15 protein-coding genes are annotated in these 16,806 nt (G+C 35.7%); 8 read left to right on the plus strand and 7 right to left on the minus strand.

Annotation, left to right across the window (positions count from 1 at the left end; all coding sequences use genetic code 11):
- Positions 1-35: 35 nt before the first annotated feature.
- Both UABHE_RS23925 and UABHE_RS23930 read right to left on the minus strand, forming a co-directional pair.
- Positions 36-902: a DMT family transporter gene (locus UABHE_RS23925; protein WP_372365827.1), complete on the minus strand. Its 867-nt coding sequence runs from the start codon at positions 900-902 to the stop codon at positions 36-38.
- 31 nt (positions 903-933) lie between these two features.
- Entirely contained in the window at positions 934-1,686 is a 753-nt protein-coding gene (locus UABHE_RS23930; protein ID WP_372365828.1) for a hypothetical protein, read from the minus strand.
- A 270-nt stretch (positions 1,687-1,956) separates the two neighbouring features.
- Between UABHE_RS23930 and UABHE_RS23935 the strand changes: the two genes are divergently transcribed.
- On the plus strand, positions 1,957-2,676 hold the full coding sequence (locus tag UABHE_RS23935; protein WP_372365829.1) for a HEAT repeat domain-containing protein: 720 nt from the start codon (positions 1,957-1,959) through the stop codon (positions 2,674-2,676).
- Between the two features lie 51 nt (positions 2,677-2,727).
- On the opposite strand, the gene UABHE_RS23940 is transcribed toward UABHE_RS23935, so the two are convergent.
- From UABHE_RS23940 to UABHE_RS23960, 5 genes are all read right to left on the minus strand, one after another.
- On the minus strand, positions 2,728-3,687 hold the full coding sequence (locus tag UABHE_RS23940) for an endonuclease I family protein (RefSeq protein ID WP_372365830.1): 960 nt from the start codon (positions 3,685-3,687) through the stop codon (positions 2,728-2,730).
- A gap of 149 nt (positions 3,688-3,836) precedes the next feature.
- Positions 3,837-5,807, minus strand: coding sequence for a protein kinase (locus tag UABHE_RS23945; protein WP_372365831.1), 1,971 nt, complete (start codon positions 5,805-5,807; stop codon positions 3,837-3,839).
- 588 nt (positions 5,808-6,395) lie between these two features.
- Positions 6,396-6,947, minus strand: coding sequence for a hypothetical protein (locus UABHE_RS23950; RefSeq protein WP_372365832.1), 552 nt, complete (start codon positions 6,945-6,947; stop codon positions 6,396-6,398).
- Between the two features lie 503 nt (positions 6,948-7,450).
- The gene (locus tag UABHE_RS23955; protein ID WP_372365833.1) at positions 7,451-7,663 is read right to left on the minus strand and encodes a cold-shock protein; all 213 of its coding nucleotides are present in this window, start codon (positions 7,661-7,663) and stop codon (positions 7,451-7,453) included.
- Between the two features lie 575 nt (positions 7,664-8,238).
- The gene (locus UABHE_RS23960; protein WP_372365834.1) at positions 8,239-8,451 is read right to left on the minus strand and encodes a cold-shock protein; all 213 of its coding nucleotides are present in this window, start codon (positions 8,449-8,451) and stop codon (positions 8,239-8,241) included.
- Positions 8,452-8,825: 374 nt separating this feature from the next.
- On the opposite strand from UABHE_RS23960, the gene UABHE_RS23965 reads away from it, so the two are divergent.
- From UABHE_RS23965 to nagZ, 7 genes are read left to right on the plus strand one after another with little or no spacing between them, the layout of a single operon-like run.
- Entirely contained in the window at positions 8,826-9,506 is a 681-nt protein-coding gene (locus UABHE_RS23965; protein WP_372365835.1) for a hypothetical protein, read from the plus strand.
- Positions 9,503-10,663, plus strand: coding sequence for a beta-ketoacyl synthase (locus UABHE_RS23970; RefSeq protein ID WP_372365836.1), 1,161 nt, complete (start codon positions 9,503-9,505; stop codon positions 10,661-10,663). Before UABHE_RS23965 ends, UABHE_RS23970 begins: the two co-directional genes overlap by 4 nt.
- Complete coding sequence (locus UABHE_RS23975; RefSeq protein ID WP_372365837.1) at positions 10,663-11,715, plus strand: beta-ketoacyl synthase chain length factor; 1,053 nt, start codon at positions 10,663-10,665, stop codon at positions 11,713-11,715. The genes UABHE_RS23970 and UABHE_RS23975 overlap by 1 nt, the downstream gene beginning before the upstream one ends.
- A 2-nt stretch (positions 11,716-11,717) precedes the next feature.
- Positions 11,718-12,452 carry a 3-oxoacyl-ACP reductase FabG gene (gene fabG, locus UABHE_RS23980; RefSeq protein WP_372365838.1) on the plus strand — a complete coding sequence of 245 codons (735 nt, stop codon included), beginning with the start codon at positions 11,718-11,720 and terminating at the stop codon, positions 12,450-12,452.
- Between the two features lie 9 nt (positions 12,453-12,461).
- The gene (locus tag UABHE_RS23985; protein ID WP_372365840.1) at positions 12,462-14,057 is read left to right on the plus strand and encodes a phytoene desaturase family protein; all 1,596 of its coding nucleotides are present in this window, start codon (positions 12,462-12,464) and stop codon (positions 14,055-14,057) included.
- Positions 14,050-15,630: a sodium:solute symporter gene (locus UABHE_RS23990; protein ID WP_372365841.1), complete on the plus strand. Its 1,581-nt coding sequence runs from the start codon at positions 14,050-14,052 to the stop codon at positions 15,628-15,630. Before UABHE_RS23985 ends, UABHE_RS23990 begins: the two co-directional genes overlap by 8 nt.
- Complete coding sequence (gene nagZ / locus UABHE_RS23995) at positions 15,623-16,513, plus strand: beta-N-acetylhexosaminidase (protein ID WP_372365842.1); 891 nt, start codon at positions 15,623-15,625, stop codon at positions 16,511-16,513. The genes UABHE_RS23990 and nagZ overlap by 8 nt, the downstream gene beginning before the upstream one ends.
- Positions 16,514-16,806 lie beyond the last annotated feature (293 nt).

A 16,806-nucleotide genomic window follows, 5' to 3' on the forward strand; every position in this document is an offset into this window, starting at 1 on the left:
AGCGTATGTCGGCAGACTCTAGATCTACCGGCATTCTACGAAGTTTGCCCTTTACGAGCAAAATAAATACCCAAAAGTACAATGCCACCTCCAAGTATTTGTATTGAACTTAGAGGCTCTGAGAGAAGCAACCATGCCCATATTGCAGCAAGAGTTGGTTGCAGTAGTAAACTTACCGAAGAAAAACTGGCTGCGAGTTTTGCAAGCGCGTAAGCAATTAAACCTTGGCCAATACAATGAGAAACGACTGCTAGCGCAAACAACACACTCCATTCTTGAATTGTATTGGGAATACTATTGTCTTGTAATAAGGTTGGTAGTAAGCATAAAGAGCACGCGCTACTGCTAAAAAACATAATTTGCAGTGCACCGTAATACTCACGAAGTTTCTTAATTGAAAGAATATATGACGCATAAAATAATGCGGTTAAAAGCCCGAGAATATCTCCTTGTAAATATTTAGCGTTGCCAATATTCACTCCCAGAAGAACAATAACACCTATAACAGCACAAACGGCCCCCAACACAAATCTCCAAGTAATGCGTTCGCCAAACCATTTCCAAGATACAATTGTTACAAATATACAAGCAAAATTAGCAAACAAGGTAGCGTTTGCAACACTTGTCATTTTGATAGATGAGTGCCACAGAGCAAGATCACCGGCGAAAAAAACACCAGGCAACAGTAAATAAATCCATGATATTTTTTTAGTAGCTAGTGTTTTTCTTTTGTAGCTAAAAAAAATAACTCCCAATATAATAGCTGAAATTGTTACGCGCCAAAAAGCTATTGCTGAGGGAGAAACTTGGCTATAACGCACAAATATAGGAGCAAATGATATTCCTGTAATACCTAGTAATAATATAGTAATGTGTCGTGCCGGATTTTGTATTTTTGTCATATTGTCGTTCTCTAAAACTGCTGGTTCTCTTTCAATATCTAATGTTTAAATGAAAATTTTCTGCGGTTGCTGTTATGATAATATCTCTATACTTTGCTGCTCTTTTTTGACGACGATTTGGAGATTGTTGTGAAAATATTGTAGGAAAAGTAATCGTGATACTTTGTTGTGAATATAAGTTATCAATTGTATTAGTTGTATAGCGCGGACTTGGCTTACCAAAGACTACCTCGTAGTGAGCAATAATACTAAGATCTTTTATGTCATTTTCAAAGGTATTCTTTAAAGTAACGGTTATTATATTGTCGCTTTTTTCGACCTGCAACCCTTTAAATTCTTCTACCTTACTATATTCGATATAAGAAAATCTTTTTAAACGTTTTTTCGTACTGCGCCCTACACTAAACCCTGTTTCTTCTGTTACCCAGTCACTGCGTATTTGCATCATGCTTTGTTCGCGACCATAATCTTCTGGAGCTTTTTCACCTTTGGTCAGAATTTTATTTAAATCTTTTACTAGTTTTCCGTAAACGATAACCGTTTTACCATATATACTAGAAAGATCTTGCGGATTAGAACTATGGATATTTTTTCCTGCAATGCGATATTTTGCACCTTTATAAATATGCCCATCTTCAAGACAATATTCACTTGGATTCTTTAAACCCAAAGGCTCATTTTTGACTAAGGTTCCAACAAATACTATTTGTTGTTGTTGTTGTTGTTGTTCGTCAGCATAAGTAATAGAAAGAAGTATTATTAATAAAGTTGTTAATTTTTTCATTGTGTTTTTCCAAAAAAAGTATAAATTTTTGACTTGTATGCAGAAGCTCTATATTATAACAGTCAAAAACTATTTTACCTAGTTTTGATATTAAAATCTTGACTGTCTTTTGCTATTTTTATAAAAATTAAGGAGTGCTTCTTATTTAAACTATGTCAACATTGAGAAAATAGCAACTTTTTAAGCGCGACCAAGTAAGTGTGTTACACATTAATATTGCAAAATCACGTTTGGTCAGAGAAAGGAGATGGGCAATTAGTCCACTTAATTATGAAAAAATGGAGAAAGATATTTGACCACATTGTACCACAGTGGATGAACTCTGATTGGGAAGTACGTGTAAAAACAGTAAACAATATTGAACAGCAAAAATTACTACAAAAAATTGCTATACGCGATAAAAATGTAAATGTTCGTTGCGCGGCGATTCAAAAATTGACAGACCAAAGCTTTTTAGTCAATGTTCTTTACGAAGACAAGGACGAGAATGCCAAGGAAGCGGCAATTAAACAAATTTCGGATATAGATATTTTGAAAAAAGAAGTGATAGATAATGAAAATATTGGTGTTCGTTATCTCGCAGTTCAAAAAATCGAAGATCAAAGTACACTAGAAATAGTTGTTCACCAAGACAAAGACGAGGATGTTCGCCGTGAAGCTATTTTACAAATAACCGACGAAGAAATTTTAAAAAATATAGTTATGTATAGTGAAGATACAACTCTACGCAGTGTTGCTTTTAATAAGATAAGTAGCCAAGAAATAATTAAATACCTACTTAAAAAAAGCCAAGATCCAGAAATACGCATGATGGCAATTGTTGCTTTAGGCCAAGAAGAAAATCCGGAATATATTGAGCTTATTGAAATGATGTGTGACCAACACGAAGAAGAAAAACAAAAGAAAAATGCACGGAAAGAAAAGCATGAATGGTTGGAAAATAAAAAGAAACAGTTGCAAGAAAAATGGCAAAAACGTGCAGGCAAGTGACCTATCAAAAGTAGTACTTTGTTTGGCCACTTGACTTTAGAGTTATGCGTTTTAAAAATCGCTAATACGATCGACTAGAGATGCATCATCAATAAAGGGATTGCGATTTTTTTGATAACGTGAAATATCATCGTTTCGCTGAATCTCTTTTTGATCCACTGGATCATTACGGTGCCATTGTTTAAGGATTTTTTCTTCAAAACTCGGTATATTTTTACGATAGCGAATAGCAAAATAAAAAAGAGCTCTTGCTACATCACCTTGATGATTACGCGGAGGTGTAAAAACGGTAAAACCTCCAGCGTCTCTTCCTAACAAACTTTCTCCATCTTGCCAAACAATATTAACTACTTGACCAAAATAATAGCTACTTCTGCGGCTATTTGATCGGGAATCAGTTGGAAATAAGTGATGAAGATCGCTTTTGGCTGGTTCGCTTTTTGCCCCGCGAGATTTGGGCCATGTGTGTTCAGTATTCATAATAGTATGATCAGGAATACTTTTTGTTTGTACGACGAGATCTGTATATACGCACTCTACATAACCATTGCGATTATCTATTTCTGAGAACAGATGTGTACGTGCAGTTCTGTATCCTAAAGATGTATGGTTTTGTACAAGTTCATGAAGTTCGTCTTTGAGCTCTTCATTAAGTAATCCATATACTCTAGCTAAATCTGTACGTGGAGATACATCGAAATAATCAATAGCACGTGTGTACACAAAATCTATATGATAACTAGATTTTGCTTTTGCACTAACACGGATATCTACAAAGTTTCCGAAAATAAAAACTTTTTGGTTTGCAGCATTTTTACCTTCAAAACGTATTATTTCTTCCGTTTTGTCTTTCACCACAATATAGCTATTTTCATTCACAAACGTATCTGCAGAAAATTGTAATTCAATTCCCTTGTTGCATCGCATTGTGAATGTTTGTTTTGAAATAGTTTCTTCTGCTACTAAAAAACTTAGAGCAATAACCAAAACAAACAATTTTCTTGTCAACATGACATTCTTCCTTATAGGGAAACAAAGTGACTCTAGAGGTCACTTATTACAATAATTCAATATTGTAATAGTTTACAAAAAAAGAATGAAATCTTCTAATGTTTTTTACGGCACATATAAAAATCCAAACATCAATATGCTCCAGAAAGTTAATTTTTACTGTACTTAATTTTACAGTAAGGCAAAAACTCTTGTATTTTGCGCATAGTTTCTAAAGTAACTTTTGTTCCTTGTAGTTCTAGCTCCTTAAGATTTGCTAATTTTTCAAGATGTTCAACCACATTATTATCAACATTAGTACTTTTTAAGCCGAGCTTTTCTAGATAACGCATCTTTTTAAGATACCGCAAACCCAGGCTTGTAATATTAGTACGGTTCAAATAAAGTCGTCGCAGTTTCGTTAAATTTTTTATATAACGTAAATCATCATCGTCAATATTTGTTTTTTCTAAAACCAAGCGCTCTAAAGAAGTCATATCTTTCACATATACTAAACTATCAATTTTAGATTCGCTAACATCAAGACTAACAAGTGTTTTTATTGATTTTAGACTTGCCAAGCCCATGTTGTTTAGATTTGTTTCCTCAAGATCAAGGCGATCTAATACGCGTAGTTTTTGTAAGTGTTTAATATAGCTATTTTTTACAGAGCAAGCTTTTAAATCTACGCGAGTTAGTGTGTTACTAAATCGTTCTAAATGAGCCAAACTAGAACCTGAAATTGTTTTAACCTTACTTAAATCTATTGTCGTTAACCGCGGTATACTTTGAAGTATGTAAGTCAAATCATCATCGGTAATTTTTTGTTTACCTAAATCGAGCTCTGAGCCATCATAACAATGTCTAATTAAAGATATCAGAGGTTTTTCGTTTTCGATTGTTATCAGCTTTGCAATTTTGTTTTTGGTAGAGGCCGTTTGTGGTGATGTTTGTTGTTGTTTCTCGCTAGATGTAGAACTTACGATTATGAAAAGAATTATTGTGAGGAGCAAGAAAATACAAACGATAGGTAAACCTGCACGAATTTGTTTTTTTCTTTTTTCATGAGACGCAAGAGTAGTTTTACCATCTAAATATTTTTGTAAATCTTCCGCAAAAAGAGTAGCAGAATGGTAACGCTGTTCTTTTTTTTTCGACAGAGCTTTCATGCAGATTGCGTCGAGTTCTTTTGGTATTCTTTTGTTTATTGTACTAGGACGCTGCGCAGTTTTTTCAATTATTTTTACAAATAGCTCGACTCTACCAACCCCATAAAAAGGTAATTTTCCAGTAATAGCTTCATATAGTATAACTCCTAAAGCATAGATATCTGTGCGATTATCTATACGGCGAAGATTTCCAGAAGCTTGCTCTGGAGCCATGTAATGAGGCGTTCCTAAAATAGTTCCACTTTCCGTTATTTGATTGTTTTGATCTACCATTTTTGCTAGACCAAAATCAACGATAAAAGGTTCCATATCATCATCAACCATAATATTGGAAGGTTTTAGGTCGCGATGAATAATTTTTTGGTTATGGGCATAATCAAGTGCTTGAACTATTTTGATCAGCATCTGTATAGCCTTGCGTTGGCTTATTTTACGATCGTGAATAACTTCCCGAAAAGTCATTCCACATAAGTAGTCCATCGTAAAAAAATGAATACCATTCTCTTCTCCTACATCATATATACGAATAATATTAGGATGATGAAGTTTAATTGTTGCGCGAATTTCTACCAAAAAGCGCTCCACATAGCTGTCATCTCCTTGGCGAATGAGAGTTTTTAAAGCCACTGTACGTTGGAGTTTAGAATCCCAACATTTGTAAACAGTCCCCATTCCCCCTTTGCCAAGCATTTGCAAAATTTGATAACGATCAATAGACTTTTGCTGTAAAACAACAGGTTTATTCCTACTATCAGTAATATTTGTTGAAGTTGAGTTTTGATGGTATTGTTGTAAAAATTGCTCTATTTCTAAAATCTGTTGTTGAGAAAGTAATTGGTTATCATGAAGTTGAGTGCGCAATGAAGCATGAACATCTTTACATTTAGATAAAACAAAAGATGCTTGTTCAGAATTCAAGTAACCTTTTTTTACAGCTGCTTTGAGGAATAAGAGATTTTGTTCGTTGGACATATACCACCATCTTTTATGAGCAGAAAATTGTAATCTAAGTAGGCCTTAAGATCTATGAAATTTATTTTCGCGGATCCTAATCAACCCAGAAATAACATTGTAATTAAGTTATTTTCAATTAGGCTTTGATTTACAACGTTAATGCCGTGATTTAATGAATGATTCTAGGTACTCTAACAATTATATCCTTTTGTTAGTAAAGTACGCAAACCAATATTTAGAGATTTTCTTTTACGAACTATAGTATCTCGGTATTTAGCTTCATGAGTGATGTTATCTGGAGTAAAGTATCCAAAACAAAATTGTTTTTCTATTTTATTGCGGTACCCAATTAAAGTGACCTAGTAATAACTAGGCGTGTTATCATTCAGAACAACAGATGTTAAAATATCATTGTTTTATATTATGATACTGCGAATAGTATCGGGCTTTATAGGTTCTAGTAATATCTATAAAATCAAAGTGTCACTTCAATTGAAGAACGCAATAAATGTCACTGGCCTTAATCAAAGTGCAATTGACATAGTTCGAGGAGAGAAAATAAAAGATGTGTTAAACAAAAGCCTTGGATATACCAAGGCTTTTGTCCTAGCGAAAAATATTCAAAGCTGCTAGCGCTTTATAGCGAAGATAGCGATCACGTGGATTATCGTAGTATGCTAATTGATGTAAATACTGACGTAGATTTACTGTTTTTCCCTTACGTGTTGCAATTGTATGTGTTTTTGACAGTTTTTCTAGTTGAATCCAGTTTAGGTTTCTCACATATTTTTTTCCTTCGCAATTCATATATATAATTGCAAATGGTATTTTTTCCTTCAACCAACTATTGTGACAAGTCAGGTAATCAACAATTGCTTGTTGGCTTTTTTGCGACACTCCTTCACAGTGATTCACCACTGTGTGATGGTAACTACTAATCACTATTTTCCCATTGATTTTCGTTATCCATTTGTGAAATGCCGGAAGATTTCTTTTGTTAGCTAGAACGTAGAATTTGCTATTAATCAAAGCAATACAACGTCCATCACCTAAAGTATCTAGCACCGCATTTTTAAGCCAGTAGTATGCTGTCGATTTTGCTACTTGGAAATATTCTTGTATAAGTTTTATGTCGATAGTTTTGTGTATGATGTCCATGATTATTCCCTTTATAACAATGATTTGTTATAAATAAATTTAAAAAATATAATTGTGTGTTTTTGTTGTTTTTATTATTATAACAATGGTTTGTTATAAAATCAATAACAAAAAAAAATTTTAATAGACTAGGGCGTGTCATCATTCAAAATATTGTGTGCTTTTTCGAGCCCGAGCCCGTTTCCGAAACTCACTAACAATTTATCAAAGAAGCAAAGTTTCTTTTTCCATCGCAAAAAACTAGTATTGAACCAATAAATCACTTTCTGTCGCTCTCAAAAAGTTTTCGGGTGCGGGCTCGGGCTCAATACTACTGGCGTATCATTAAATGAATCCGTTATATTTTTATCTGTATTGAATGATGACACGCCCTAAAAATATAGATTATTCCAAGGTTTTTGGTTATTTAAGGAGAATTAGTGAGAAGGAGAGGATATGAAGAGGATGTTTTTGGTGTTTAGTAGTTATTGCAGCTTATGCTGCAATAACTATTTTAGTCTGTATTACTCTACAACTTGAACTTGTTCAGCTTGAGGGCCTTTTGGACCACGAGATTCAATGAAATCTACTTTTTGACCTTCATGTAAAGTTCTGAATCCATCACCCATAATGCTTGAATAATGAACGAACAAGTCATCGCCTTGTTCTCTTTGAATGAATCCGTAACCTTTACTCTCGTTAAACCACTTTACTGTTCCTGTTTGCTTTTCTGACATAAGAATTGCCTTAAAAAAATTTTTTTTGGAGCTACTTACTAACATAGGTACTTTCAGTAAGTCAATGTAACTTTGGTGAGTATGGGATGAGCGTTTCGATCTTACAAAGGAAATTTCATAAATCTTTAGCAAAGTACAAGACAATTAACAAGAGATAGTTCGGATTTTTTGCGATTGTTGTTCAATAATGTATTATAAACACTATTATGAAACTATGTTTAGATTTTTTGTAACGCTTACTTCTTTGTTTTTAAAAAACAGATATATACTCAATTTTGAAAACTATTGACACTACAGAAAAACTTGTTACGTGTTTATAAATTACAACATGAGATAACAGAATTGCAAGTGCAAAAAAAAAAAAACTTTAGGTTTTTACAAAATTCCAACTATTTTAAGGACCAAGAAATTTTTTAGCGTGCATAGTTTTATTAGGTAGTAACGTTAGTATTTGGAAATATTGAGTTTTGGAGTGGATTGGGGATAGAAAATTAAATAGCTTTGAGGTGGTGTGAGAAATGTAGAGTGTTCTAAGCTATTGCAGTTTAACTGCAATAGCTTATTGCATAGAGAAATTACTCTGTAACTTGTACTTGTTCAGCTTGAGGGCCTTTTGGACCGCGAGATTCGGTAAAATCTACATTTTGGCCTTCATGTAAAGTTCTGAATCCATCACCCATAATGCTTGAATAATGAACAAACAAGTCATCGCCTTGTTCTCTTTGAATGAATCCGTAACCTTTACTCTCGTTAAACCACTTTACTGTTCCTTGTTGCTTTTCTGACATAAGAATTGCCTTAATTTAAAAAATGTTTGAATTTACTTACTAGTTACTTTCAGTAAGTCAATGTAACTTTGGTGAGTATGGAGCGTTTAGATCTTACAGAGGAAATTTCATAAATCTTAAGCAAAGGTTTGCTGTATCAGGCAATATAACAAGAGATAATTCGGATTTTTGCAATTGCTATTCAATAATGCATTGTAATACTATGTATGAAACTAGAACTTCAGATTTTTTGTAACGCTTGCTTCTTTGTTTTTTGACAAACAGATATATACTCAATTTTGAAAACTATTGACACTACGGAAAAATTTATTATATAAATACAACTCGCAATATGCAAATATATTTTTTTTTATTGTATGATTCGGAGAAAAAAATTGAAAAATCGAATACTTCTTAGCTTTTTTGTAATATGTTTAGGTGGTTGTTGTCACATACCAAATTTTGGTAATGCAACGACAAGAATAGATACACCGCAGTGGTTCGCCAACGATTCTTTACAATACACCGTAAAACATATCACTAATATCACTTTTGACAATAACGAGAACAATGAAATTGATCTTATCGGCTACCTGATGGTGAAGAAAAACGATTTTCGATTACTGGGAATGAGTGAAATAGGTATTACATTATTTGACTTATACGACGAGGCAAACAAGCCTCTTGTTACAGTTAAGTCATTTGCCGAATTAGAAAAATATGATGTTTTACAAAACATTGCAGCAGATATACGGCTATTGTTTCTTTCACAACAAATGATAAAAAACGATAGCCAAGTATTTATCGATAAAGATAATAACACCACTTATTTGAGAGCTAGTGATACTTGGATCGCGTGGAAAATTGATGCGCAAAACAAATCGCGAAATATTACAGTTGGAAAATGTTCTACTATTCTCAAAGAGATTAATTATGAGCTAAATGATAAACCTTTTTTCGAAAAAGCATTTATACACTATCCACGTATGGGAATTAAAATTGAAATTGAGGTTTTGGAAGTTGAACCGCGCACTATATCCAATAAAAAATTTATCCCAAGGGAGATATCTCCATGAATCGAGTTGTGATTACTGGTATAGGAACAATAAATGCTATTGCGAAAAATTTTGAGGAGCTATTACCTGCATTACAAACATGCAAACACAATATTACACCGGTTAAAACGTTTTCTACTTGCGCTCGTTACCCTGCAGCGCAAGTGAAAGAGCTAACAAAATCTTCTAACTATCGCACACTTGATTTGGCAGAAATTGCTTGTAACGAAGCACTAGCAGACAGTGGTTTAGAAAAAAAAGAGCGTTCCGGTTTTGTTTTTAGTACTTCTACTATTGGTATGCCTGAGTTAGAAGAGGATTTTGCTTTGCGTTCTCAACAAAAATCGCAAGGAAATTTCAACTATTATGAAGCTTTGTCAGTGGGAGAATTCGCAAACAAGTTAGCGCAAAAATATCAGTTAGAAACAGTAACATCTTTTTCAACAGCTTGTTCTTCTAGCGCAAATGCAATAGGCTATGGTTTTTTGCAAATACAGCTTGGAATCTGCGACTTTGTTCTTGCAGGGGGAGCAGATGCTCTGTGCCGTTTAACTTACTACGGATTTCAAAGTTTAAAAGTAATGTCACCACAACCATGTTCGCCTTTTGATAAAAATCGCCAAGGAATGAATTTGGGTGAAGGAGCAGCATTTCTCACTTTGGAAACACTAGAAAGCGCGCAAAAACGTGGGGCAAAAATTTATGCTGAAATCGTTAGTGTAGGTATGAGTGCTGATGGTCATCACATGAGTACTCCTGATCCAGAAGGAAACGGAGCTTGCTTAGCCATGAACCGCGCTTTGTCGGGAGGCAAAATAACTCCGCAAAAAATAAATTATATCAGCGCTCACGGAACAGGCACGATCATAAACGATCGTACGGAAAGTTTTGCAATCAATAAAGTTTTTCAAGAGCACACTAGGAATATTTACGTGAATAGTTTAAAATCGTATTTTGGACACACTTTAGGAGCTGCGGGAGCAATGGCAGTTGTATGTACACTTTCTAGCATCAAAAGTGGATATTTGCCTCCCACTCTTGGACTAAAACAGTTAGATGAAGAGTGCAGTTTGCGAATGATTTCTTCTGAAGGAGACAATACTACAATTAACTATGCAATGGTAAACTCCTTTGCTTTTGGTGGAAACAATACCTGCTTGATCTTAGGAAGAGTTTAATGGACAAGCCCAAAATATCAATTGTACACAACGAAATCATTGCACCAATGGGAGAAAATTTCGAGCAATTTTATAAACATTTTTTCTCTAATGAAAATCACTGCGAAACACAGCACCGAAATTTAGAATTTTTTCAACAAAAGTACCAACAAGTTGTACGCAGTATCGAAAAATTCGACAACAAAACAATCCCTTCACGACTGCGGCGGCGTATGAGTTTCCTTACACAAATGATTGTTTTGTGTGCCTCTCGATGCTTACAAAACGTTACTTACGATAGTAAAAATCTAGCCATTATTTTGGCCACAGGATGGGGAGAATTAGAAACAACAGAAAAGTTACTACTCTCAATTGTTGAGAACAATGAAGGTCCTGTTTTCTTGTCTCCTACTCAATTTCACAATAGCGTTCATAATACAGCAGCGGGGTATTTAGGGATTGCCCTAAAAGTTCAGGGACCTACTTTAACAATTAGCCAAGAAAATCAATCTTTAGAAACAGCTTTAGAAGCAGCAACTTTACTCATAAGTAGTGGACAAACTGCACTAGCTCTCGTCGGGGGCGGAGATACTTATTTTCGCTTTTCAGTTTTAGATACGCAAAACAATCGTTATCCAAAAATTTTTAGTTGTGGAGTTTCATGTTTTTTACTGAAAGAAAATCATGAGACAGGACCATACATTCAAACGCTAAAAACATGTGGATCTATACGCAGTGAACAGCAAGCAAGTTTATATTTTAAAGAAATCGCAACAGTAATGGGTGGAGATGTCGATATTTTATGGTTAAGTGCACTGCCTTCCTCCGACGCATCACTAGCAAAGTCAGAATTTAACTATGATATATCCATTACTGGTCACGAAGAAAATCCATCATATCCTACGAGTAGTGGTGAAGTATTTACCTCTATTTTAGCAATACTTCAACGAGGAGAATTACCTCGACATATCGATGATCATGTGGTAAAAGGACAAGTCAACAAAGAGATCCGCAAAGTATTATATGTAAAAGTAAGTAATGGTGTTTACAAATCGTTTATGATATGGACATAAAAATGGAAGATAAAAAAAATGCTCTGGTAACAGGGGGAAGTAAAGGAATTGGTCGCGCGATTAGTGTTGATCTTGCACAAGCGGGTTACCATGTAATGATTAATTACCACAGTGATGATAAAGCTGCAAATCTAACGAAAGAATTAATAGAAACTCAAGGTGGAAGTGCCTCTCTTTTAAAGTTTGATGTCGCAAATCCTACAGAAGTGGACAAAAACTTACTACCTCTTTTTGAAGAGAAAAAACAAAGCATTGAAGTACTCGTCAATAACGCTGGTATTATTCGCGACAACTCCATTGTATGGATGAGTAAAGAAAACTGGAGCGATGTGATTAGTACAAATTTAGACGCCTTTTTTTATGTCACAAAAATTATTAGCAAACGCATGGTGAAACAAAGGTATGGTCGTATTATTTCTATTGCTTCTACTTCTGGGCAAGCGGGAATGAGAGGACAAGTGAATTATAGTGCTTCTAAGGGTGGAATTATTGCTGCAACTAAATCTCTAGCAATAGAACTTGCTTCGCGAAAAATTACTGCAAATGTCGTGGCTCCAGGATTTATCGGTACCGAAATGGTCGCGCATGTTGATCAGGAAAAAGTTCTTCCGCATATTCCAATGAAAAGAATCGGATCACCAGAAGAAGTGGCAGCAGTTGTAGGCTTTTTAGCTTCATCGAAAAGCAGCTACATTACAGGGCAAGTGATCGCCGTTAACGGTGGAATGTATATGTAAGGAAGAGTAATGCGCTGGACGTTTTATCAACAACAAAAATTAAACTCCAACTTCGATGTTATTATTGTTGGTTCTGGGATTAGTAGCTTAGTTACAGCCGCAATTCTCGCTAAAGCAGGTCAAAAAGTACTTATGCTAGAAAAGCATTACGAGATAGGCGGATTCACTCATACATTTAAACGCCGAGGATATGAATGGAATACTGGCTTGCATTACATCGGGCAAGTACATAATCCAGAAGCGACATTGCGCCAAATTTTTGATTATGTTAGCGATTACAAACTCAATTGGTCTCATATGGGAGAAATATACGATCGTTTTTTTTTTCCCGATCGTTCGTACTGTTATTATTCTGATCCTCAAAAATTTCAAAGTAGTCTTTGCGTTGATTTCCCAGAAGAACAAGAAGCCATTGATCAGTATATCAAAGACATAACCACTGGGTCTTCTTGTCGTTCAACGTTTTTTTTACAGAAAATTATCCCAGGACCACTAGCTATTTTAACGCGACCCTTTCTAACCAGAAAATTTGGAAAACTATCAAAAAAAACAACCTATGAACATTTACGAAAATTGACAAACAATGAAAAGTTAATTTCAGTTCTCACAGGTCAATGGGGAAACTACGGTTTACCACCTAAGAAAAGTAGTTTTGGAATACATGCACTTGTAGCAAGTCACTACATAGGAGGAGGATCTTATCCTGTTGGTGGTTGTCGTAAAATAGCGGAAAGTATTGTTGCTACAATCGAAAAAAACCAAGGACAAGTTTTTGCAAAAGCTGGGGTCCAAAAAATTATTACAAAAGGCAACCAAGCAATCGGAGTTCGACTTGAAAACGGCGATGAAATTTTTGCTAAAAAGATTATCAGTGGTGCAGGAGCTCTCAATACTTTTCGTATGGTAGACCATTCTTTTGATATTGAGAAAAAATTGAAAGGAGTCACTCCTTCTAATTCCTACATGGACTTATTTATTGGCTTAAAAGGAGATCCACAAGCTCTTGGCTTACCTAAAAGTAACTATTGGATTTTTCCTAGCTATGATCATGCTAAAAACGTTGATAATTACCTGAACGATTACACTCAGGATTTTCCTGTTGTGTATATATCGTTTCCTTCTACAAAAGACCCACAATGGAATGAACGTTATCCAGGAAAATCAACTATTGAAATAATCACTCTAGCTCCTTACGATTGGTTTAAGAAATGGGAAGAAAAACCATGGCGTAAGCGTGGTAAAGAATACGATGATTTTAAGGAGCAATTTTGTGAGCGGTTGTTTACAAAGTTATTCGAACATTTCCCGCAGTTAAAAGATAAAGTAGATTATTACGAACTGTCGTCTCCGTTGTCGATTCGACACTTTACAAACTACCATCAAGGTGAAATGTACGGACTTGACCATACTCCAGAACGTTTTACGTTAAAATGGTTACGCCCGCAAACTCCTGTCAAAAACTTATTTATGACGGGCCAAGATATTGTTAGCGATGGTGTTGCTGGAGCAACATTTTCTGGAATACTAACAACTTGCACTGTGATGCGAAAAAATATGATAAAGCACATTGAACAAGATATTGCGAAAGAGAATAAACATGAGTAACTTAGCTTATATCGATTGGGCCATTCTTGCTGTATACGCGATTATTTTAGTAATAATCGGAGTTATGAGTGGACGCAAAGAAAAAAATACCGAGGATTATTTCCTTGGAGGTCGAAGTATGCCATGGTGGGCTGTCATGGTATCTATTTATGCAACTTCATTGTCAGCATTAACGTTTATTGGTGTACCAGGAGCTGCTTATGGTGGTGACTTTTACTATTTACAACTAGGTATTGGTGATCTGTGTGGAAAATTAGTGATCTGTTTTTTACTGCTTACCGCATATTATCGGTCACAAGTTACAACAGTGTATGAACTACTTGGAGAGCGCTTTGGTCCTAGAACAAGGGATGCTGGAACAGGCTTTTTCTTAGTTGGTCGTATTCTCGGTAGTGGAGTACGTTTGGCAGGATGTGCTATTGCTATCCACGTTGTATTTGACGTTTCTGTACATCAGGCAATATGGGCAATCGCAGCAGTCGCAGTTTTATATACCTTTACTGGTGGTATTAAGGCTGTCATTTGGACAGATATGCTACAATTCTTTTTGTTTATGGCTGCGGCAGCTATTGCTTTGGGAACTATTATTTATACATTGCCCGACGGATTTTCGCAATTTTGGGACATCGCCTCAGAAAATGGAAAGTTTACAGTATTTCACGATAGCTTTCAACAAAGCAGTGCTAATTATTGGTTAAACTTTAATAACCCAAAAGCATTCATGGCTGGCTTTTTATTTGGTTGCTTTACGGGAGTTGCCGCCTTAGGAACAGACCAAGATCTAGTACAGCGAATGTTAACTTGTAAAAATGTTAAAGAAAGTCAACGAGCGTTACTTCTTACTGGTATTCTAAACTTTCCTATCACGCTTTTATTTTTATGTGTAGGGGCTGCAGTGTTTGTTTATTACCAGGTAACACCTGATATGCAAGCACCTTTATATTCTTTACAAAAACGTAATGATTTAATTTTTCCATATTTTATTAAGAGTGTCTTAGCTCCTGGACTTCGTGGAATACTCGTTGCTGGACTTTTTGCTGCAGCAATGTCATCGCTAGACTCCGCTTTGAACGCTTTGGCATCTACAGCATACGTTGATATTTATAAGCGTTATTTCAATCGCAATGATAAAGACGATGAAAATTCGGTTGCTCTTTCTCGCATGTTTGTTGCCATTTTTGCCTTTGTTCTCGCAGGAGTAGCATCGTTATTCAGTGGAGTAGAGTCTATTCTGTGGTTTGGCTTCCGCATATTTGGTTATCTCTATGGAGCATTGTTGGGAATTTTTCTCCTTGCTGTACTGTCGAAAAGAAAATTTTCTGATATGGGTAACTTATGTGCGATGGTCTCTAGTGTTTTTGTTGTTATTTGGTTGACATCATCTGGAGCAGTGCCACAACCTTTTGGCCCGCCTCATTCTTTACAGTGGGCTCTTCCTATTCCGTTTAGTGACATTCAAGGAGCACTGTTGAACAAACCTCTTGCTTGGCAATGGGCTTTACCTATCGGGACTTTTTGGACAATAGGTGTCGCATTGTTATTTTCGAAAAAAGAAGGCGAAAAAGATGAGTAAAGCACCTATGTTGATTGGACTCCCTGGAGCAGTGCTGACAGCGGAAGACAAAGAGCGCTTAACGAGAATTAATCCGTGGGGAGTTATTCTTTTCGCACGTAATTATGAAAACACAGTCCAGATAAAAAAATTGATTCGCGAAATAAAAGAACTTATTGGGCAGGATACAGAAATTGCTCTTGACCATGAAGGTGGGAGAGTAGTGCGTTTTCCCGAAGCGTTGCCTGAATTACCTGCTCCACGACTTTTTGGAGAAGAGAATGACCCCAAAAAAATGTACGAGTATAGCAAACGCGCTGCAGAAGCTTTAAGTGATTGGGGAATCACTATTAATCTCGCACCTGTTGTTGACATTTTTATGGAAACATCGCACAAGCGTATGCTTGATCGTTGCTTTGGTGGAAACCCCGAACTTGTGGCAACAATGGCCAAAGCATTTATCAAAGGTATGCACGATGGTGGTGTGAAAGCAACGGCAAAACACTTTCCTGGAATTGGTCCAGCTGCTCACGATACTCACGAACGCGGTACTGTTATCAACATGACCAAAGAAGAAATGAGCAATCAACTATGGCATCCATTTCGCGAAACTATTGCTGCGGGTGTTGATGCAGTCATGATAACTCATGGAACTTACACGCATCTCGACCCTGATCTTCCAGCAACTCTTTCGCGCAAGATAATTACCGACATATTGCGCAATGAGTTCGGTTTTAAAGGATTAATTCTTTCCGACGACTTGGAAATGGGAGCAATAGAGAAGCATTATAACATCGAGCAAGCTGTTGAAATGTCGATGTCTGGAGGATGTGATATTGCTTGTATATGCTTAGATGTCAAAAGCCAAGATCGCGGTTTTGATACTTTATGTAATTTAAAATAATTACCATCTAAATAATGGTTGATCATCAAATCTATGAAACGCAGCATACAGTACTTTTATAACTAAGTGACCTGACAAAAAAAGTTACTCACTCAGCGCAGATCTTTTATTTTCTAGTGCACCAGGCGAAGTCGCGCAGTTATAACTGTGTAACTAAGGAACAACACACTAGAAATTAAAAGAACCAAATGCCAATGGGTAAATACTTTTGGCAGGTCACTTAATACACTGATTCAAAATTATTTACACATTCTGACTTGTACTTTTGAGCGTCAGCGTCGTTACTTTTCAGT

The organism is Candidatus Uabimicrobium helgolandensis, from assembly GCF_041508025.1.
GTDB lineage: Bacteria > Planctomycetota > Uabimicrobiia > Uabimicrobiales > Uabimicrobiaceae > Uabimicrobium > Uabimicrobium helgolandensis.